Raw genomic sequence first — 21,202 nt, 5'->3', positions numbered from 1 at the left:
AATCTCCCTTCTTCATAAATCAGCACGCCAATTCAAAACAGCTAACAAAATTAGAAATATTCTAATAAAAAAGTGAAATACTAAAACAAAATATAAAACAGATTTACATTTATTGATCTAATACATAAATTTTTCCATTAAATTTGATTTCACTTATTTTTTTCGTTATATCTATATCATTATTTTTAATTTTTAAGAGAGTATTTTTATGACTGAAGAGTATTCAATAATGCGTAATAACATCAATATGTTAGGGCATTTTTTAGGCGAAACAATTAATGAAGCACAAGGAAGTGATATTCTCGAGTTAATCGAGAAAATTCGTGTATTATCTCGTGACTCTCGTTCAGGCGATGATAAAGCGAGACAAGAATTATTAGATCTTCTTTCGACAATTACGACAGAAAATATCATTCCTGTTGCTCGTGCTTTTAGCCAATTTTTAAACCTCACCAATGTTGCGGAACAATATCAAACTATTTCGCGCCATCATCATGATGAAGTGTCTTCTTCTCGTTCAATTGAGTCATTATTTAAACGCCTCAAAGAACAAGATGTACCAAAAGAGAAAGTAATTAAAACAATTGAGAAGTTACTAATTGAATTAGTGCTCACTGCTCATCCAACAGAGGTTACTCGTCGTTCTTTAGTGCATAAACAGGTGGAAATCAACAAATGTTTAAGCAAATTAGAACATGATGATTTAACTGATGCAGAACGTAAAAGTATTGAACGTCGTTTATTACAACTTATCGCGCAAGCGTGGCACACCAATGAAATTCGTACTCAACGTCCAACACCATTTGAAGAAGCCAAATGGGGATTTGCTGTTATTGAAAATAGTTTATGGCAAGCAGTACCCGCGTTTCTCCGTCAATTAAATGATAATGCCAAAACCTATTTAGGCTATGAATTGCCAGTCGATTTAATCCCACTTCGTTTTTCCTCATGGATGGGAGGCGATCGCGACGGAAACCCATTTGTTACTGCCAAAATCACGCAAGAAGTGCTCTACTTAGCTCGTTGGAAAGCGGCGGACTTATTTTTAGCGGATATTCAAGAACTCGTCAGTGAATTATCTATTGCACAATGTACGGAAGAATATCGTGCGAAATATGGCGATCACCTTGAGCCATATCGTATGGTAATGAAGGAATTACGTACAAAATTAACCAATACCCTTGCCTACCACAATGATTTATTAGCGGGTCGTAAACCTATTTACAATGAACAAGACATTATTACTTGTAATGAGCAATTGTGGGAACCGTTAAATGATAGTTATCAATCTTTGACAACTTGTGGCATGCGCATTATTGCCAATGGTTTATTGTTGGATTGTTTGCGTCGTGTTACTTGCTTTGGCGTGACCTTATTACATTTAGATATTCGTCAAGAAAGCACGCGCCATACCGATGCAATTGCAGAAATCACACGCTACATTGGTTTAGGCGATTATTCACATTGGACGGAAGATGATAAACAGGCATTTTTAATTCGTGAATTAAGCTCTCGCCGCCCATTATTACCTCGTGATTGGACACCTTCTGATACAACCAAAGAAATATTAGACACTTGTCGCGTGATTGCTGAACAACCAGAAGGTGTTATCTCTTGCTATATTATTTCAATGGCGCGTACCGCATCTGATGTATTAGGTGTTCATTTATTATTAAAAGAAGCTGGAGTCCCTTATCACTTACCTGTTGTTCCTCTGTTTGAAACCTTGGATGACTTAAACGCTTCAGAAGAAGTAATGAGACAACTATTTAATATCGGTTGGTATCGCGGCGTCATCAATAATAAACAAATGGTTATGATCGGCTATTCTGACAGTGCGAAAGATGCCGGCATGATCGCTGCTTCTTGGGCACAATATCGTGCACAAGAAAGCCTGGTTAATCTCTGTGAACAATTAGGTGTTGAATTGACCTTATTCCATGGTCGCGGTGGCACAATTGGTCGTGGCGGTGCACCAGCACATGCGGCTTTATTATCCCAACCACCTCGTTCATTGAAAAATGGTTTACGTGTAACTGAACAAGGCGAAATGATCCGCTTCAAATTAGGTTTACCTGCAGTGGCGATTGAAACGCTCGATCTCTACGCAAGTGCTATTTTAGAAGCGAATTTATTACCACCACCTGAACCAAAAGCAAAATGGCGAGATATTATGGACAAACTCTCCGCCTCATCTTGTGAAATCTACCGTTCAGTTGTACGTGGCAACCCTGATTTCGTACCTTACTTCCGCAGCGCAACGCCTGAGCAAGAATTAGGTAAATTACCTTTAGGATCTCGTCCCGCAAAACGTAATCCAAACGGTGGCGTTGAAAGTTTACGCGCAATCCCTTGGATCTTTGCTTGGATGCAAAACCGTCTTATGTTACCTGCATGGCTAGGTGCTGGGGCTGCTTTACAACAGGTGATTGAACAAAATGAACGAGCAACCTTAGAAGAAATGTGTCAACATTGGCCATTCTTTAATACAAGAATTGGTATGTTGGAAATGGTATTCAGTAAAACAGACGCTTGGTTATCTGAACATTATGATCAATTCTTAGTGAAAAAAGAGCTTTGGCATTTAGGTCAATCCTTACGTGAACAATTAAGTGCAGATATCAAAACTGTACTGGAGCTTTCAGGCAAAGGGCATCAATTAATGTCTGATTTACCTTGGATTGCAGAATCCATCGCATTGCGCAATGTTTATACTGACCCGCTCAACTTATTGCAAGTTGAACTATTACGTCGTATTCGTCAGCAACCTGATAATCCAAATCCTGATTTGGAACAAGCATTAATGATTACGATTACAGGGATCGCCGCAGGTATGCGTAACACCGGTTAATTAATATAAAAATCCACCTGCATAGAAGGTGGATTTTAGTTACTAAGAAAAAGTGCGGTGAATTTTCATTGAGTTTTAAAACTTCATAAAAATCCACCGAACTTTATTTATTGCATGCTATTTAATTTGCTTTTACCGCTTCAACGATTTCTTCCGCACATTTCTGAGCTAAATCACCATCTTCACATTCCACCATGACGCGAATTAATGGTTCTGTTCCCGATTTACGTAACAAAATGCGCCCTTTGCCAATTAAGCGTTTTTCTACCTCTGCAGCAACAGCTTTCACTGCTTCACTCTCTAATGGATTTGCACCACCAGCAAAACGAACATTCAATAGCACTTGAGGGAATAATTTCACTGCACCAGCCAGTTCATTTAAGCTCAATTTATGTTGAACCATCGCAGTTAATACAGCTAATGAAGCAATAATACCGTCCCCTGTGGTGTTTTTATCCGCAATAATAATATGCCCTGAATTCTCACCACCGAATTTCCAATTATTCTCTTGCATTTTTTCTAGTACATAGCGGTCGCCCACATTTGCACGCAAGAATGGAATACCCAACTGTTTTAGTGCAATTTCAAGGCTCATATTACTCATTAAAGTACCGACAACACCGCCCTCTAAATTACCAGAACGCAATGCTTCACGTGCAATAATAAATAGAATTTGGTCACCATCGACTTTATTACCTAAATGATCCACCATCATAATGCGGTCACCATCGCCATCATAAGCAAGTCCAATATCCGCACCAGTTTCTAGTACTTTAGCTTGTAAGGCTTTTACATCTGTTGCGCCACATTGCTCATTAATATTAAGACCATTCGGTTCGGTACCGATTTCAATCACTTCAGCACCGAGCTCACGCATAACACTCGGCGCAATATGATAAGTCGCACCATGAGCGCAATCGACCACAATTTTATAACCTTCTAAGCTCAAATGGGTTGGGAATGTTCCCTTACAAAATTCAATATAACGCCCTGCTGCATCATTAATACGACTCGCCTTACCTAGCTCAGCAGATTCCACACAATCAATTGGCTGATCTAACATAGCTTCAATGGCTTCTTCTACATCATCGGGTAATTTGGTGCCTTGTGAAGAGAAAAATTTAATACCATTATCATCATAAGGATTATGGGAAGCAGAAATCACCACTCCTGCTTCAGCGCGGAAAGTACGGGTTAAATAAGCTACTGCTGGCGTAGGCATGGGACCAACGAAAACTGCTGATAAGCCTGCTGCTGTTAAGCCAGCTTCTAACGCTGACTCTAACATATAGCCTGAAATACGCGTATCTTTACCAATTAATACTTTTTTAGAGCCTTGAGTTGCTAATACTTTACCCGCAGCCCAGCCTAATTTAAGCGCGAAATCAGGTGTAATTGGGAAAGTCCCCACTTTGCCACGCACACCATCGGTGCCAAAATATTTACGATTTGCCATAAAGAATCCTTTTGTTGTTATCTATAATAGGTTGCATTGAGTATTTTAAACGCATCTGCCGTTTCTTCAACATCATGCACACGAATAATTTTTGCGCCATTCATTGCTGCAATTAATGCGCCAGCTACGCTGCCAATTATACGTTGTCCGACAGGTTTATCCAAGACAGCGCCTAACATCGATTTACGAGAAAGCCCAGCTAACACTGGATATTGCTCACAAAATTTGGATAGTTGCTGCAATAGCTGATAATTATGTTCAACACTTTTACCAAAACCAAAACCCACATCCCAAATAATATTTTCTTTTTTCATCCCAGCTTGCAGACAAAGTGCGGTGCGTTTTTGCAGAAATTCCATCACATCTTGCACCACATCTTGATAATGTGGATTGGTTTGCATAGTACGCGGCTGCCCTTGCATATGCATAATGCAAGTTGGTAAATCCAATTTCGCCGCAGTTTGCAAAGCATCAGGTTCTTGTAATGCGCGGATATCATTAATCATATCCATCCCTGCTTTCGCGGCTTCTTTCATTACCAATGCTTTTGAACTATCTACAGAAATCCAGCAATCAAAACGTTGATGAACAGCCTCAACCACAGGAACAACGCGATTTAGCTCTTCATCAAGACTTACTTCCTCCGCATTTGGACGGGTCGACTCTCCACCAATATCAATAATGGCCGCGCCTGCTGCTAACATTTTTTCTACTTGAAATAAGGCTTTATCTAATTGAAAAAATTGCCCACTATCAGAAAAGGAATCAGGGGTAAAATTAAGAATCCCCATTATTTGAGGGATGGTTATATCAAGTTTTTTGCCATTTGCATAAAGCATTTGAGCTGTCATATTAGGCTCCAAAGATAAAAAGTGCGGTCAATTATAACGAAATTTTGCAGTACTTATCAGCTACTTTGTATTAATCCAATTTCTTTCTCAAGCTGTTTATAGATATTTTGCACAACCTTCAACCAATTTTGATCGTTATCTTGGCGAAAAAGCTGCACACTACGATACCATGGACTATCATTTCGATTTAATAACCAACGAAAATCTGGATGATAACTAATCATAATCCAAGTTGGTTTACCCATTGCTGCAGCTAAATGTGCTACAGATGTATCAACACTAATCACAAGATCCATCTGTGCTACTAAACCCGCCGTATCAGAAAAATCATTGATTTCATTATGCCAAAAATGAAGATTGTCAATTCCTTGTGAACAAGCTAAATCCACCTCACTCACTTCTTTTTGTAGGCAATGAAAATCGGCGTCCAAACCAAATAATTGACTAAACTGTGCAAACTGTAAACTACGAGTTTTATTACGATTATGCTTTGCAGATCCAGACCAAACTACACCGATTTTAAGGCGTGTTCGCTTGCTACCACTTCTCAATTTTTCTTGCCATTTAGCAAAGAACAGGGGTTCTGCTTGTAGATAACCGTCAGAAAAAGGAATATTATCGAGTCGTAAATCAAGGTAATGTGGCAAGCTCATCATTGAACAATAACAAGCAAGATCGGCAATAGCACTTCCATTGGAAGCATAATCTACATCATGTAACGCCAAATTGTGATTGAGCAAATTTTCTACAGGAGAATGATTAACCACAACAACAGGCAGGCCACGTTGCTTTGCTAAAATAGCCAAACGGACAAACTGAATATTATCCCCTAGTCCCTGTTCAGCATGAATCAACAATAATTTCCCCTGTTCTATTGTTTCACCTTGCCAACGAGAAATTGGCCAACCCGGATCCTTAAAAGTGGGAATATCTGTTTTAAATCGCCATTCATACTCAGCCCATCCCTGCTCATAATGACCAAATAAATTAAGTAAAAAGGCTTTGTTGCAATGTCCAAGAGCAAAATCGGGAGCAAGTTCTGTCACTTTTTCTGCGTCTTGCCATGCAAGCTGATATAAACCGAGTTTTTGCAATAAATCGGAGCGATTTTGGTAAGCAGCAGCACTGTCTGGATAATTTTGAATAAAGCGATCATAAGCTTGTAACACCGTAAGTTGCTCAGTCAGGCTTTCAGCCTTAGCGGATAATGCTAAGATATTTTGAAATTGTTCGCTCTGCATATCAATATGGATAAAAATGACTATGTCTGAAAAGAATAAACCTATTATACATATTTTATGTTTAAGCAATATATTTCATATGGCATAGCTAAAAAATAAGGACGCCAATGGCGTCCTAAAATAGTATTGAATAATAGTTATTCTTTATCTTCATCTAAAAATGCTGGTTTTTCCACCGCACTTTTTGTTGGTGGTACTTCAGGGGTAGCAATTTCTTGCTCTTGCCAACCAGCAGGTGCAGTGACTGTTTCTCTATTCATCAACTGCTTAATTTGCTCTTCTTCTATGGTTTCATATTTCATTAATGCATCTTTCATTGCATGTAAAATATCCATATTATCAAGCAAAATTTGTCTTGCTCGTTCGTAGTTACGCGCCACTATTGCACGCACTTCTTCATCAATCGTATGAGCCGTTTCATCAGACATATGTTTAGCTTTTGCCATTGAACGACCTAAGAAGACTTCGCCTTCATCTTCTGTATAAAGAATTGGCCCTAGATTTTCAGAGAATCCCCATTGGGTAACCATATTACGCGCAATATTTGTTGCCACTTTAATATCATTGGAAGCACCAGTAGAAATGTTTTCTTCACCATAAATCAGTTCTTCTGCTAAACGACCAGCATAAAGACTAGAAAGTCTACTTTCCAATTGTTTTTGGCTGAAACTCACTTGATCACCTTTTGGTAAATAGAAGGTCACACCTAATGCCCGACCACGTGGAATGATAGTGACTTTATGCACAGGATCATGTTCTGGTACTAAATAAGCCACAATAGCATGTCCTGCCTCATGATAGGCAGTGGCTTCTTTTTCTTTTTCTGTCATGATCATAGTACGACGCTCAGGTCCCATATTGATCTTATCTTTCGCTTTTTCAAACTCAAGCATACTCACAACACGTTTATTAGTACGCGCAGCAAATAATGCCGCTTCATTGACTAAATTCGCTAAGTCTGCACCAGAATAACCAGGAGTTCCACGAGCTAGAGTCATGGCATCCACATCCTCTGCTAAAGGAACTTTACGCATATGCACTTTTAAGATTTGTTCACGACCACGAACATCAGGTAAACCAACAGTAACTTGACGGTCAAAACGTCCTGGACGCACAAGTGCAGGGTCTAATACATCTGGTCGGTTTGTAGCGGCAATAACGATAATGCCTTCTTTGCCTTCAAAACCATCCATTTCAACGAGCATTTGGTTGAGGGTTTGTTCACGTTCATCATGACCACCACCTAAACCCGCGCCACGTTGGCGACCAACAGCATCAATTTCATCAATAAAAATTAAGCAAGGTGCATTTTTCTTCGCTTGTTCAAACATATCACGTACACGAGAAGCACCAACCCCCACAAACATTTCTACGAAATCAGATCCTGAAATAGTAAAAAATGGTACTTTTGCTTCACCAGCAATTGCCTTAGCAATCAAGGTTTTACCCGTACCTGGAGGCCCAACCATTAATACGCCTTTAGGAATTTTCCCACCTAGTTTTTGGAATTTGCTAGGGTCACGTAAGAAATCAACAATTTCCGCGACTTCTTCTTTTGCTTCATCGCAGCCTGCAACATCGGCAAATGTGGTATTGATTTGCTCTTTGGTCAACATTTTAGCGCGGCTTTTACCAAAGCTCATCGCTTTACCGCCACCACCTTGCATTTGACGCATAAAGAAAATCCAAACACCCACTAAAAATAGCATTGGGAACCAAGAAATTAAAATCTGTGATAAAAGACCACGTTGTTCTGGTAATGCCCCTTCCACTTTGACTTTTTGTTTCAATAAGTCATTTAAAATCTGACGATCTTCTAATGGTGTTGGTAGAACGGTTGTATAACGTGTTCCATCTTTCTTCGTCACAAAAATCTCACCAATTTCATTAAATTTGGTTTGAGAAATTTGTTGGTTTTCAACATCTGTCATAAATGTCGTATAGTCAATACGATTGCCTGAATCAGAAGAATTGAAACCTTGATAGGCTGTTATCATTACAACCGCAACAACTACCCATAGGGCAATATTTTTCACCATATCTTTCAAGGGTTGACCTCGTTATTTAAAAAGTTAATAAATTGTTACTAGCTTACTATAAACTCATCGTTTATAAAAACAATAATTCATTTAATGCTTATAACCAGTAGCGACAATATAAACCTCTCGTGAACGATCACGAGATGCTTCGGGTTTACGCACTTTCACTACGCTAAACAGAGAACGAATTTCACGCAAATATTCATCAAATCCTTCTCCCTGGAATACTTTGACCACAAAACTGCCTTTTGGTGCAAGTACTTGTTTACACATATCTAACGCAAGTTCAACAAGATACATCGCTCGTGGAATATCAACAGATGGCATACCACTAAAATTTGGTGCCATATCCGACATCACCACATCCACTTTCTCTTCACCAACACGTTCTAATAATGCAGCCAACACATTTTCATCACGAAAATCGCCTTGCAAGAAATCAACCCCAACAATAGGGTCCATTTCTAAAATATCACAAGCAATCACTCGTCCTTTACCACCAATTTGCGTAACCACATATTGTGACCAACCGCCTGGCGCAGCGCCTAAATCGACCACAGTCATTCCATGCTTAAACAACTTATCTGTTTGTTGAATTTCATCTAATTTGAAATAAGCACGAGAACGCAGCTTTTGTTTATGTGCTTTTTGCACAAATTGATCTTTAAAATGTTCATTTAACCAACGGCTTGAACTTGCCGATCTTTTTCTTCCCATTGTTATAAACTTTTGGCATTTTTCTTAATATGAGGTTAGAATTATGCAATTCAACCATTTGTCAGCAATTTCATGACAAATTACATGACTTTTTTAGGATTATTTATGTCAATTACATTATCAACTAAACAAAAACAATTTTTAAAGGGATTAGCACATCATTTAAATCCCGTTGTTATGCTCGGCGGAAACGGCTTAACTGAAGGTGTGTTAGCTGAAATTGATAACGCACTCAACCACCACGAATTAATTAAAGTAAAAATTGCAGGTTCAGATCGTGAAACTAAACAATTAATCATCGATGCAATTTGCAGAGAAACGGGTGCTGCGTCAGTGCAAGCCATTGGACATATTTTAGTGCTTTATCGTCCAAGTGAAGAAACTAAAATTTCACTCCCTAAAAAATAATGAATTTTTAACCGCACTTTTTATTATCCCCTGCTTGCAGGGGATAATTGTTATACATAATCCACTTCAATAATTTCAAATTCAACGACGCCACCTGGAGTTGTGATACTCACTGCATCGTCAATTTCTTTACCAACTAAACCGCGCGCAATCGGTGAATTTACTGAAATTAATCCCGATTTAATATCCGCTTCATCATCACCCACAATACGATAAGTTACCTCTTCTTCCGTTGCCACATTTACTAACACAACGGTAGCACCGAAAATAACTTTGCCATTATTTGGAATTTTGGTGACATCAATTACTTGGCTATTGGCTAATTTACCTTCGATTTCCTGAATACGCCCTTCACAAAAACCTTGCTGCTCACGAGCTGCATGATATTCTGCATTTTCTTTTAAATCACCATGTTCGCGTGCTTCAGCAATTGCTTTAATAATCTCTGGTCTGCGGGTATTTTTTAAGAAATCCAATTCTTCTCTTAGTAGCTCAGCGCCACGAACTGTCATTGGAATTTGTTTCATAATCATCCTTTTTAGATAAAAACAAAACTACGGCATTGCAAAACAATGTCGTAGTTAGCAAAATAAATCGTAAATATAAAGAAATTGATTTACTCAATTTCATTCGGGATCTATTATTGTTCGTCTAAAAAAAAATAGCAACTATTAAGCACAATTTACTATGTTAAATCTTACTAAAAAATGGCTTTTTTCCAGTCTTTTATTTTCGGCTAATGTTATTGCTCAAGTGGATGTTGCTCAAATTGCTCAACATTTACCACAGGGCGCGAGTTTAGGTGTTGTGGCAAAAAATCTTAATCAAAATAACATTATTGCAAGCTATAATGCCGATACCTTTATGTTGCCAGCCAGCACGCAGAAAGTATTTACCGCACTTGCTGCTAAACTCAGTCTTAGCGATCAATTCCAATTTCGCACCAGTTTACTGACCAACGGAAAAATTCAAAATGCCACATTAAATGGTGACTTAATAGTTAAATTTACTGGCGATCCTGATTTATCTAGTGGAGAGCTCTACAACTTATTAGCTCAATTAAAAAAACAAAATATTCAAAAAATTAACGGCAATCTCATCTTAGACACCTCTATTTTTGCCAGTCATGATCGCGGCTTAGGGTGGATTTGGAATGATTTAACCATGTGCTTTAATTCGCCACCAGCCGCTGCAAATATCGATAATAACTGCTTTTATGTGGATTTAGATGCCAATTTATCCATTGGTGAAAATGTGAAATTTAATGTGCCATCCCAATTCCCTATTCAAGTGTTTGGGCAAGTAAAAGTGGTGGATGCAAAAGAGGCGGCATATTGTCAGCTTGATGCAGTTGTGCATGATAATAATCGCTATCAAATCAAAGGTTGTATGGCTCGCCAAAATAAACCTTTTGGCTTAAGTTTCGCGGTGCAAGATCCTGATGCTTATGCGGCAGCCATTATTCAACGCCAATTAAAACGTTTAGGCATTCAATTTAGTGGTCAGGTTCAAATTCCACATAGACCGCAACAAACAGGTACTTTATTAGCTCAGCATTTATCCAAACCCTTACCACAATTATTAAAAAAAATGATGAAAAAATCGGATAACCAAATTGCCGATGCTTTATTCCGCACCATTGCTTACGAAACCTACAAACGCCCGGCTAGTTTCCAATTGGGCACTATGGCAATGAAACAAGTGCTTAGCAAAGCTGGCATTAAATTTAATAATGCGATTGTGGCTGACGGCTCAGGTTTATCCCGCCATAATTTAGTGGATCCGAACATTTTGTTGCAAACTTTAGAATATATTGCGAAAAATGAAGATAAACTCAATTTATTAGAAACCTTCCCTATTGCAGGTGTTGATGGCACCATTAGTGGACGCGGCGGTTTAATTCAACCGCCATTAGTAAAAAATGTGATTGCCAAAACAGGATCGTTAAAAGGCGTTTATAATTTAGCGGGCTTTATGACCAATGCTCGAGGCGAGAAAATCGCTTTCGTCCAATTTATTAATGGTTACTCAACTGGAGAGCTGGAAAGCAAAACCAAACGTGCGCCCCTTGTGCAATTTGAAAATCAATTTTACAACGCACTTTATGCGGAATAATAGCGTTAAAAATGGTCCTTAGCCTGACGAAGTGCGGTGAATTCTTGCAAAGTTTTTACTTGTAAAAACGGATTGATTTGCCGCTCTAAACCCAATGTTGTGGGCAAACTGGCTTGCTGGTTTGCCCTTAATTTTTCCACTAAAACTCGTTGTTTTTGTACCGCACTTTTATCTTTTATCACTGTTTCAGCAAAAGCAAGGTTAGATAAAGTATATTCATGTCCCGGGCATATAATAACCTCATCGGGCAATTGATTTAAACGTTGAATAGAATCAAACATTTGTGCGTAATCGCCCGTAAAAACACGTCCACAGCCTGCTGAAAATAACGTATCGCCGCAAAATAAGTGCTGATCTACAAGATAACTCACATGATTCGTAGTATGTCCACCCGTAGGAATAACCTGAATGTGATAATTTGCTAACTGGATCTGTCCTTCATTAACAATATGATGAACACCCACATCCGCACATTCTGAAGGGCCATAAATCGCCACATCAGGAAAAGCTAGCTTAAAATCTGCCACGCCACCCACATGATCACGGTGGTTGTGAGTCAATAATAATGCCTCAATGGTATAGCCATTTTGTTTAATAAAAGGCAATAAATGGTTTATTTCTGGTACATCGATCACAATTACGGATAAATTTTCTCGTCCGTAAACCCAAATATAGTTATCATTAAGTGCAGCAATAGGTACTAACATGATTTTTTCTCTTTAGGTAAATAAAATGAACTGGCAAGCAAAGTCTGAGCAAGCACTTAAATTGCCAACAAGTTGGCAACAATTACAGCATGGTCAACAATATTGTGCAATACTGAGTGCGTATTTTTCCCGTTGGGCACACAAGATTGTAGGACAACAATTGCTTCGCATTGGCGGATTAAGCGCAGAATTAGATTGCCAGATGACTGCACCTTATCATACCGTTATTAGCCCAGAAATTACGTCAAAACTCACCGCACTTTCTCAACAAAATCAAGGCTATTTATTACAAAATACACTAGATGAAATCCCTTTTGAATCACAATCTATTGATGCTTGCCTTCTCGCAAATACCTTAAATTTTGTTCAAGATCCTCATCAACTTTTACGGGAAATCCAACGTATTCTCACCGATGATGGTTATCTTTTTTTATCTGTATTTAATCCTTGCAGTCCATTGTTGTTTAAACAGAACCTCGCCAAAGATAAGACTGATTCTTTTATGTTCCGTAAATTTTTTCTTTTTCGAATTATCGATTGGTTAGAATTACTGAATTTTGACATCTTACAAAAACAGCATATTGGCAATTGTTGTACTGCACCATTAACCGTTGTTGTTGCACGAAAACGCACTTATCCTCTCACATTACAACCACAAAAAATGCCATTCAAACCTATTCCTTTATTTGAAGATCAGCCTATTGAGGCCTTTTTTTCAAGCAAATAAATCCCAATCTTATTTTTTATTGAAAAATAACACTTGCCAAATCGCTTTCTTTTTGTATAATTCACCCACTTATTTATCATTAAAAAATAACAAGAGGATTTTATGAAAAAAGGGATTCATCCAGAAAATTATCGTACCGTACTATTTTATGATAGCAATGCAAAGCAAGGCTTTTTAATCCGTTCTTGCGCAAGAACAACTTCAACAATGAAATGGGAAGATGGTAACGAATACCCAGTGTTTATGTGTGATACTTCCTCAGCTTCACACCCATTCTACACAGGTAAAACACGTCAAATTAATAATGAAGGCAAAGCAAGCGACTTCGCACAACGCTATTCATCATTTGGTTCATTAAAAACAAAATAAAAGGATAACAAACCATGCAAGTTCTTGCTTCATTAAAAAGTGCTAAAACACGTCATCCTGGCTGTAAAGTGGTACGCCGTCATGGTGTAATTTATGTGATCAATAAAGAAAACCCACGTTTTAAAGCACGCCAAGCGGGTAAAAAACGTAAATAATTTTCTTCATAAAAAAAGTGCGGTATTTTCTACCGCACTTTTTATTTCCTCTGAATATTAACTAGGCTTTCATTTTAAATACAGTGACATTATTAAAGCCATTTTCTTTTAAATATAGCGCCTGTAATTTACTCATCACACCACGTTCGCAGTACAACACATAATTTTTGCTTTGATCTAGACTCGCAAATTGTGAAGCTAATTTATAAAACGGCATTAATTGAATTTCTCGGTCCGCTAATAACAAAGGATTTTCTTCCGTTTCTTCTGGACTGCGAATATCCAAAATCACATCGTTTTCAGCTAATACAGAAACAGTATCTACTGTTACCACTTCTTTTTCTGTTTGCTCTGCAATTTGACGAATATCCAAAATTTGTGCATTTTGCACCGCACTTTCTAAAATTGAAAAATCAAAATGGCCTTCTTCTGTTTCAATTTTTTCTCTGATCGCTTTCACCGTTGGATTTTTAGAAATCACGCCACAAAATTCTGGCATAGATTTAGCAATATCATCAGTGCCAATTTCTTTTGCCATCGCAATAATTTGCTCTTTATCATGAGTAATTAACGGACGCAAAACTAAAGCACTTGCCGCCTCATCAATTAAGCGTAAGTTGGTGAGTGTTTGACTAGATACTTGTCCTAACGCTTCGCCAGTCACAATAGCTTCAATAGCAAAACGTTGTGCAATAAGACTCGCCGCTCGCACCATCATGCGTTTGAGCACCACGCCCATTTGCCCGTTATCTACTTTTTCAAGAATTTCGCCCACTACCTGTTCAAAATTAATGGCGATAAAACGCACTTTATGAGAAGGGCTATAACGTTGCCAAATATGATACGCCATTTGCTTCACACCAATTTCATGGGTTGCCCCCCCTAAATTAAAGAAGCAATAATGCACGCGAGAACCACGACGGATGAGCATATAGCTTGATACACCAGAGTCAAAGCCACCAGAAATTAAGGACAACACATCTTCTTGTGTGCCAATTGGATAACCGCCCAAGCCTTCATAACGTTGTTTAATAAAAAGCAACTTATCGTGATCGATATCAATACGCACCGTTACATCAGGATTTTTTAATTTCACTTTTGCGCTGTCAATATGTTGGTTTAAGCCACCGCCCACATAGCGTTCCACTTCTAATGAACTAAAACTATGATGCCCTTTACGCTTTGCTCTCACGCAGAAGGTTTTTCCTTCTAAACTGTCTTTTACTCGTTCTAAGGTTTGCTCAAAAATATGATGTAGATCGGTAAATTCGGTTTCTTCCACTTCTAAAAAATGGTGAATACCCGGAATACGCTGTAATAATTCAATTAAGTGCGGTCGATTTTCTTCATTTTTTGACCGCACTTCAATGTAGTCCCAATGGCGCACCACTGCCACCGTATCATCATGTTTATCCAACACATTACGAATATTACTCGTTAAGATCTTAATAAAGCGCTTACGAACCGTATCGCTTTTAATCATAATTTCAGGGAAAAGTTTAATAATAAATTTCATATTTATCTCAATTAGAAAAAAATTTTGCGCATTATACCGCAATTTTGCGCATTAAGCGGAAAAAATCCCAGTTTCTCTCCCTATAGAACTTAATGTAAAATATAATTTACACAGGAAATAATACGTTACATTTTATTTTTATTTATGATAAAGTACGCACATTATTGTTATAAACGGAGTTTTTATGAAAAATAAAACATTAGGTAGTACATTAATTGTTGCGGGAACAACTATTGGTGGTGGAATGTTAGCCATGCCATTAACTTCCGCTGGTATTGGTTTCGGCTTTACTGTCGTTCTTTTAATTGCATTATGGGCATTATTGGCGTTCAGTGCATTATTATTTGTCGAGGTGTATCAAACAGTTGACAGCGATGCTGGACTTGGCACCCTTGCAGAAAAATATTACGGCACCTTTGGGCGCGTGCTTTCAACCACAGTACTAATGGTATTCTTATATGCGATTTTGTCCGCTTATGTTTCTGGCGGTAGTGCAATCCTTGCAGGCGTGATGCCAACAATTGGTGATGCCGAAACTACTTCTCGTATCGCAGGTGTGATTTTTACTGTTGTTTTCGGGACTTTCGTCGTGATTGGTACAGGTAGTGTCGATATCGCTAATCGCATTTTATTTATGAGTAAAATCGCAGCCTTTATTTTGGTATTGTTTTTACTCTTACCTAACATTCGTTTAGAAAATCTGACCGAAATGCCGATTGATAATGCGCTATTAATCTCCGCTAGCCCAATCTTCTTTACCGCATTCGGTTTTCATGGTTCCATCCCAAGCCTGAATAAATACTTAGAAGGTAATGTCAAAGCACTTCGTATTTCCATCTTAATTGGTACAGCTATTCCATTAGTGGCTTACATTTTATGGCAACTAGCAACCCATGGTGTGCTTAGCCAAACAGAATTCCTACAAATTTTAGCCAAAGATCCTACACTTAATGGTTTAGCCGAAGCTGTTCGCCAAATGACAGGCAGCAATATGATCAGTGGTATGGTACGTTTATTCTCGGCATTGGCATTGATTACTTCGTTCCTTGGTGTTGCCCTTGGTTTATTAGAAAGTATCGAAGATTTATTTAAACGCATACATCTTCCAACTAACCGTATTTCTTTAGGCTTATTAACCTTTATTCCTCCTATGTTATTCGCCTTTTTCTATCCAAAAGGCTTCGTTACTGCACTAGGTTATGCAGGACAAATGTTTGCGTTCTACGCTATCGTATTACCTATCGCAATGGTATGGAAATTGCGTGCAACTATGCCTAGACTGCCTTATCGCGTAAAAGGTGGCTATACTGCATTAATTCTTGCTTTAGTGATTGGTGTCTTTATTGTTATCGTTCCTTTCTTAATTCAACAAGGATGGTTGCCTGAAGTGATTGGCTAAGGCAAGACATTATTGTAAAATACGCAAACCTATTGAATAGCAAAGGATAACAGCATGGCTCGTAAAGCAGAAAATCTTGATTTTGAAACGACAGTTGCCAAATTAGAAACCGTCGTGACGCAATTAGAAAGTGGCGATTTGCCCCTTGAAGATGCGTTAAAAGCCTTTGAAGAAGGGATTCAGTTAGCAAAATTAGGACAACAACGTTTGCAACAAGCAGAGCAACGAATTCAAATTTTGTTACAGAAGAATGATCAAGCTGAGCTTGCAGATTACGAGCCTGAACAATAAAAGTGCGGTGAAATATGTATCAATTTCAACAAGATTTACAACAAATTCAACAGCGTATTAACGACTTTATGCTGACGCAATTTGCTGATATTGATAGCCATTCATCGCCTTTGGCAGATGCTATGAAATATGGTTTATTATTGGGTGGAAAGCGAATCCGCCCATTTTTAGTTTATGCTACAGGACGTATGCTAGGGGCAGAAATGTCACAGCTTGATTATGCAGCAGCGGCAATTGAATGTATCCATGCCTATTCGTTAATTCATGACGATTTACCTGCCATGGACAATGACGAACTCCGTCGTGGTCAACCTACTTGCCACATTGCCTTTGATCATGCTACTGCAATTTTAGCTGGCGATGCCTTACAAGCTTTTGCGTTTGAAATTATCACAAAATCCACCGCACTTTCCGCACAACAAAAGTTGCGTTTAGTGCAAGTATTAAGCCAAGCCTCGGGTGTAAAAGGCATGTGTTTAGGGCAAAGTTTAGACTTACTTGCCGAACACAAACAGGTTTCCTTACCTGAATTAGAAACCATCCACCGCAACAAAACAGGGGCATTATTATCGGCAGCAATGACCATGGGCTTTATTTGCTCCCCTCATTTTGAGGATGATCAATTAGCGGAAAAACTCAATCGCTACTCTGCTGCAATTGGATTGGCGTTTCAGGTGCAAGATGACATTTTAGATATTGAAGGTAACCAAGCAGAAATTGGTAAACCGGTGGGTTCTGATTTGGATTTAGACAAAAGCACCTATCCTAAACTGCTCGGACTTGATGGCGCAAAACAAAAAACGCTAGAACTCTATCAAACTGCGGTGCAAAATTTAGATGAAATTCCCTTTGATACCAGTGCATTAAGAGCATTGGCGGAATTTATCATTCATCGTCGAAATTAACCGCACTTTTCAAATCAAACAATCATTAATGGGGGACACTCCCCCTTCATTTTTGGGAAAAATTTTTAACATTCCTTGAAAAATAAAGTAGAATGGCTCCTAGCTAAAAAATCATTTTATTATTCGTAACTTATGACAAATTACAGCCTACTTTCAAAAATTGACTCTCCAGATGATTTACGCACATTAACTAAAGATGAACTTCCTCAAGTTTGCGATGAATTAAGACAATATTTACTCGAAAGCGTTAGCCAAAGCAGCGGACATCTCGCATCTGGCTTAGGCTGTGTTGAACTCACCGTTGCACTGCACTATGTTTATAAAACGCCTTTTGATCAATTAATTTGGGATGTGGGTCATCAAGCCTATCCACATAAAATTCTCACCGGTCGTCGTGAACAAATGCCTTCTATTCGTCAGAAAGGAGGAATTCATCCTTTTCCATGGCGTGAAGAAAGTGAATTTGATGTATTAAGCGTAGGTCATTCATCCACCTCAATTAGTGCAGGTTTAGGTGTTGCTATTGCAGCAGAAAAAGAAAATGCGGGGCGTAAAACCGTTTGTGTGATTGGCGATGGCGCGATTACAGCCGGCATGGCATTTGAAGCTTTAAACCATGCAGGCGCACTACATACAGACATGCTGGTTATCTTAAATGATAACGAAATGTCTATTTCTAAAAATGTCGGCGCCTTAAACAACCACCTAGCTCGTATTTTCTCTGGTTCACTTTATTCCACTGTAAGAGATGGCAGTAAAAAAATTCTGGATAAAGTGCCGACCATTAAGAATTTCATGAAAAAAACCGAAGAACACATGAAAGGTGTGGTGTTCTCGCCTGAAAGTACCTTATTTGAAGCCTTAGGTTTTAACTATATTGGCCCTATTGATGGACATAATATTGAAGAATTAGTGGCAACACTCACTAATATGCGTGAACTGAAAGGACCGCAGTTTTTACATATTAGAACTAAAAAAGGAAAAGGCTATGCACCAGCGGAAGAAGATCCTGTTGGTTATCATGGCGTACCGAAATTCGATCCAACTTGTAATCAATTGCCTAAATCCAATAGTAAACCAACTTATTCCAAAATTTTTGGCGATTGGTTATGCGAAATGGCTGAACAGGATCCCAAACTCATTGGTATCACCCCTGCAATGCGAGAAGGTTCTGGCATGGTAGAGTTTTCGGAGCGTTTTCCTGAGCAATATTTCGATGTTGCGATTGCTGAACAACATTCTGTTACCTTAGCAGCTGGCTTAGCTATTGGCGGTTATAAACCAGTGGTCGCTATTTACTCAACCTTTTTGCAACGCGCTTACGATCAGCTTATTCATGATGTTGCCATTCAAAACCTACCAGTGTTGTTTGCCATTGATCGAGCAGGCATTGTAGGGGCTGATGGACAAACTCACCAAGGTGCTTTTGATCTCAGTTTTATGCGTTGTATTCCAAACATGATCATTATGACGCCAAGTGATGAAAATGAATGCCGCCAAATGCTCTATACGGGTTATCGTTGTGGAAAACCAGCTGCGGTTCGTTATCCGAGAGGTAATGCCATTGGCGTAGAACTTGAGCCATTACAACGGCTCAAGATTGGTCAATCCAAATTAATTCGTCAAGGCGAAAATATCGCCATCCTGAATTTTGGTACTCTATTGCCTTACGCCAAAGAAGTGGCAGATAAATTAAATGCAACCGTCATTGATATGCGTTTTGTGAAACCATTGGATATCGCGCGCATTGAGGAAATAGCTCAATCACACAATCTCATTGTTACCTTAGAAGAAAATGCAATTCAAGGTGGTGCAGGTAGTGCTGTTGCAGAAACCTTAAATAGTTTGCAAAAATCCACCGCACTTTTACAGCTTGGTTTGCCTGATTTCTTCATTCCGCAAGGTACACAACAAGAAATGCTAGCTGAATTACAGCTTGATTCTGAAGGGATTGAACAACAAATTGAAAATTTTTTACAAAATATGAAAAAAATCTGAACTATTTGAAAAATTGTGAGTCTGAGTAATTGCTAGTGCACTGCATATCTTGATTCTCTATATGTCAGTCGTCTTTTTCAGAATTTTTTATAAAGTTCGCCGCTATCTGATTTAGATAGCGGTTTTTTTATGCTTAAATTAAGAAACAACAGAAATTTGCACCGCGCTTTTTGGATCCTTAAATAAATGTCCGATTTTTGTTAATTCAATACCGAGTTGTTGTGCAGCTTGTAAAGCTTGCGCTTCTCCTTCTGGTTGAATCGCAACAAGTAAACCTCCTGAGGTTTGAGGATCACATAAAATCGCTTTTTGCACGTCAGTTAAAGCAGATACCTTTGTTCCATAGCTGTCAAAATTACGACTTGTTCCTCCTGGAATACAACCTTGTTCAATATAATCCAATGTGCCTTCAAGGGTTTTAATTTGGCTAAATTGAATTTCCGCGTTTAAATCAGCTCCCTCGCACATTTCGATCAAATGCCCCAACAAACCAAAACCTGTTACATCGGTCATGGCTTCAACACCCGGAATATCAGCTAATAATGAGCCGATTTTATTGAGTTGGCACATGGCTTCAGTGGCGACATTTTTGTGTTCAGCCAATAATTTCCCTTTCTTTTCTGCCGTCGTTAAAATACCAATACCCAAGGGTTTACTTAAATAAAGAGAACAACCGGCTTGCGCAGAAGCATTTTTCTTCACTTTTTCGGTGGCAATTGTGCCCGTTACAGCCAAACCGAAAATAGGCTCTGGTGCATCGATAGAATGTCCACCTGCTAAAGCGATACCCGCTTCTCTGCAAGCAAAACGACCACCTTCAATAATTTGTTGCGCCACTTCAGCAGGCAATGATTTTATTGGAAATCCTAAAATCGCAATTGCCATAATGGGTTTCCCGCCCATCGCATAAATATCGCTAATAGAATTAGTTGCTGCAATGCGGCCAAAATCAAAAGGGTCATCAACTATTGGCATAAAAAAATCTGTGGTACTAATAATGCCAACCCCGTTGCCAATATCATATACAGCCGCGTCATCTGCAGTATCATGTCCCACTAATAAATTCGGATCGATAAAAGGCTCTAATTGCGTTTGTAAAATTGTCCCTAACACCTTAGGAGAAATTTTACAGCCTCAACCAGCCCCATGACTATATTGTGTCAATCGCACATCATCAATCTGGCAACTAATGCTCTCTGTTTGAAGTGCGGTTAATTTTTTATCCATTTTTCCCTCTAAAAATTCATTCATCTTTGCAAGATGGGATTATTGTAATCTGCTCAAATCAATTAAGCAAAATGCTTATTTTTGTTGCTGATATTGTTGGCGTAATTCATCTGCCACCATTTTAATCGCTTGCCCAATGGGAACACCTTGTTCACTAAGCTGCTGGATTTTCTCCACAGCAGCCTGTTGTTGCTCATGAGTTAAGCCTAATAATTCTTGATCTAACATAG

General features: G+C 38.6%; 20 protein-coding genes. 10 read left to right on the top strand and 10 right to left on the bottom strand.

Translation table 11 applies throughout. The annotated features are described in order from the left end of the window. Positions 1-208: 208 nt before the first annotated feature. Positions 209-2,851 carry a phosphoenolpyruvate carboxylase gene (gene ppc / locus ACT2CV_RS02305; protein ID WP_464972630.1) on the top strand — a complete coding sequence of 881 codons (2,643 nt, stop codon included), beginning with the start codon at positions 209-211 and terminating at the stop codon, positions 2,849-2,851. Between the two features lie 121 nt (positions 2,852-2,972). Here the strand turns inward: ppc and glmM are convergent, their stop codons facing one another. The 5 genes from glmM to rlmE form a co-directional block, all read right to left on the bottom strand. Further along, positions 2,973-4,307, bottom strand: coding sequence for a phosphoglucosamine mutase (gene glmM, locus ACT2CV_RS02300; protein ID WP_464972631.1), 1,335 nt, complete (start codon positions 4,305-4,307; stop codon positions 2,973-2,975). Positions 4,308-4,324: 17 nt separating this feature from the next. Further along, positions 4,325-5,158 carry a dihydropteroate synthase gene (gene folP / locus ACT2CV_RS02295; RefSeq protein WP_464972632.1) on the bottom strand — a complete coding sequence of 278 codons (834 nt, stop codon included), beginning with the start codon at positions 5,156-5,158 and terminating at the stop codon, positions 4,325-4,327. Between the two features lie 56 nt (positions 5,159-5,214). Then, positions 5,215-6,399 (bottom strand): glycosyltransferase family 9 protein, encoded by a 1,185-nt coding sequence (locus ACT2CV_RS02290; RefSeq protein WP_464972633.1) that lies wholly within the window; start codon positions 6,397-6,399, stop codon positions 5,215-5,217. Between the two features lie 137 nt (positions 6,400-6,536). Continuing rightward, positions 6,537-8,438, bottom strand: coding sequence for an ATP-dependent zinc metalloprotease FtsH (ftsH, locus tag ACT2CV_RS02285; protein ID WP_464972634.1), 1,902 nt, complete (start codon positions 8,436-8,438; stop codon positions 6,537-6,539). Positions 8,439-8,528: 90 nt separating this feature from the next. Continuing rightward, positions 8,529-9,155: a 23S rRNA (uridine(2552)-2'-O)-methyltransferase RlmE gene (rlmE, locus tag ACT2CV_RS02280; protein ID WP_464972635.1), complete on the bottom strand. Its 627-nt coding sequence runs from the start codon at positions 9,153-9,155 to the stop codon at positions 8,529-8,531. A 105-nt stretch (positions 9,156-9,260) separates the two neighbouring features. Here rlmE and yhbY point away from each other — a divergent pair, with 105 nt between their 5' ends. Beyond that, a complete protein-coding gene (gene yhbY, locus ACT2CV_RS02275) occupies positions 9,261-9,563 on the top strand; it encodes a ribosome assembly RNA-binding protein YhbY (RefSeq protein WP_464972636.1) in 303 nt (100 codons plus the stop codon). A 50-nt stretch (positions 9,564-9,613) separates the two neighbouring features. On the opposite strand, the gene greA is transcribed toward yhbY, so the two are convergent. Next, positions 9,614-10,090: a transcription elongation factor GreA gene (gene greA / locus ACT2CV_RS02270; RefSeq protein WP_464972637.1), complete on the bottom strand. Its 477-nt coding sequence runs from the start codon at positions 10,088-10,090 to the stop codon at positions 9,614-9,616. A 160-nt stretch (positions 10,091-10,250) separates the two neighbouring features. On the opposite strand from greA, the gene dacB reads away from it, so the two are divergent. Then, the gene (dacB, locus tag ACT2CV_RS02265) at positions 10,251-11,678 is read left to right on the top strand and encodes a serine-type D-Ala-D-Ala carboxypeptidase (protein WP_464972638.1); all 1,428 of its coding nucleotides are present in this window, start codon (positions 10,251-10,253) and stop codon (positions 11,676-11,678) included. Positions 11,679-11,683: 5 nt separating this feature from the next. Here the strand turns inward: dacB and gloB are convergent, their stop codons facing one another. Continuing rightward, positions 11,684-12,385, bottom strand: coding sequence for a hydroxyacylglutathione hydrolase (gloB, locus tag ACT2CV_RS02260; RefSeq protein WP_464972639.1), 702 nt, complete (start codon positions 12,383-12,385; stop codon positions 11,684-11,686). Positions 12,386-12,410: 25 nt separating this feature from the next. On the opposite strand from gloB, the gene ACT2CV_RS02255 reads away from it, so the two are divergent. The 3 genes from ACT2CV_RS02255 (at position 12,411) to ykgO (ending at position 13,636) form a co-directional block, all read left to right on the top strand. Then, on the top strand, positions 12,411-13,112 hold the full coding sequence (locus ACT2CV_RS02255; RefSeq protein WP_464972640.1) for a class I SAM-dependent methyltransferase: 702 nt from the start codon (positions 12,411-12,413) through the stop codon (positions 13,110-13,112). 102 nt (positions 13,113-13,214) lie between these two features. Next, the gene (locus ACT2CV_RS02250) at positions 13,215-13,481 is read left to right on the top strand and encodes a type B 50S ribosomal protein L31 (protein ID WP_464972641.1); all 267 of its coding nucleotides are present in this window, start codon (positions 13,215-13,217) and stop codon (positions 13,479-13,481) included. Positions 13,482-13,495: 14 nt separating this feature from the next. Beyond that, complete coding sequence (ykgO, locus tag ACT2CV_RS02245) at positions 13,496-13,636, top strand: type B 50S ribosomal protein L36 (protein WP_464972642.1); 141 nt, start codon at positions 13,496-13,498, stop codon at positions 13,634-13,636. Positions 13,637-13,697: 61 nt separating this feature from the next. On the opposite strand, the gene thiI is transcribed toward ykgO, so the two are convergent. Then, entirely contained in the window at positions 13,698-15,152 is a 1,455-nt protein-coding gene (thiI, locus tag ACT2CV_RS02240; protein WP_464972643.1) for a tRNA uracil 4-sulfurtransferase ThiI, read from the bottom strand. Between the two features lie 184 nt (positions 15,153-15,336). On the opposite strand from thiI, the gene ACT2CV_RS02235 reads away from it, so the two are divergent. The 4 genes from ACT2CV_RS02235 (at position 15,337) to dxs (ending at position 19,745) form a co-directional block, all read left to right on the top strand. Next, positions 15,337-16,551, top strand: a complete 1,215-nt coding sequence (locus ACT2CV_RS02235; protein WP_464972644.1) for an aromatic amino acid transport family protein — start codon at positions 15,337-15,339, stop codon at positions 16,549-16,551. A gap of 54 nt (positions 16,552-16,605) precedes the next feature. Next, positions 16,606-16,842, top strand: a complete 237-nt coding sequence (gene xseB, locus ACT2CV_RS02230) for an exodeoxyribonuclease VII small subunit (protein WP_464972645.1) — start codon at positions 16,606-16,608, stop codon at positions 16,840-16,842. A 14-nt stretch (positions 16,843-16,856) separates the two neighbouring features. Further along, complete coding sequence (gene ispA, locus ACT2CV_RS02225; protein ID WP_464972646.1) at positions 16,857-17,747, top strand: (2E,6E)-farnesyl diphosphate synthase; 891 nt, start codon at positions 16,857-16,859, stop codon at positions 17,745-17,747. A 132-nt stretch (positions 17,748-17,879) separates the two neighbouring features. Then, positions 17,880-19,745, top strand: a complete 1,866-nt coding sequence (gene dxs, locus ACT2CV_RS02220; protein ID WP_464972647.1) for a 1-deoxy-D-xylulose-5-phosphate synthase — start codon at positions 17,880-17,882, stop codon at positions 19,743-19,745. A 138-nt stretch (positions 19,746-19,883) separates the two neighbouring features. On the opposite strand, the gene selD is transcribed toward dxs, so the two are convergent. Further along, positions 19,884-20,972, bottom strand: coding sequence for a selenide, water dikinase SelD (gene selD, locus ACT2CV_RS02215; protein WP_464972648.1), 1,089 nt, complete (start codon positions 20,970-20,972; stop codon positions 19,884-19,886). Between the two features lie 75 nt (positions 20,973-21,047). Further along, positions 21,048-21,200 carry a YoaH family protein gene (locus ACT2CV_RS02210; protein WP_464972649.1) on the bottom strand — a complete coding sequence of 51 codons (153 nt, stop codon included), beginning with the start codon at positions 21,198-21,200 and terminating at the stop codon, positions 21,048-21,050. Between the last annotated feature and the right edge of the window lie 2 nt (positions 21,201-21,202).

Source organism: Reella acinonychis, assembly GCF_052384575.1.
Taxonomy (GTDB): Bacteria; Pseudomonadota; Gammaproteobacteria; order Enterobacterales; family Pasteurellaceae; genus JBQSUQ01.
This window is presented reverse-complemented; position numbering and strand designations above follow the sequence as displayed.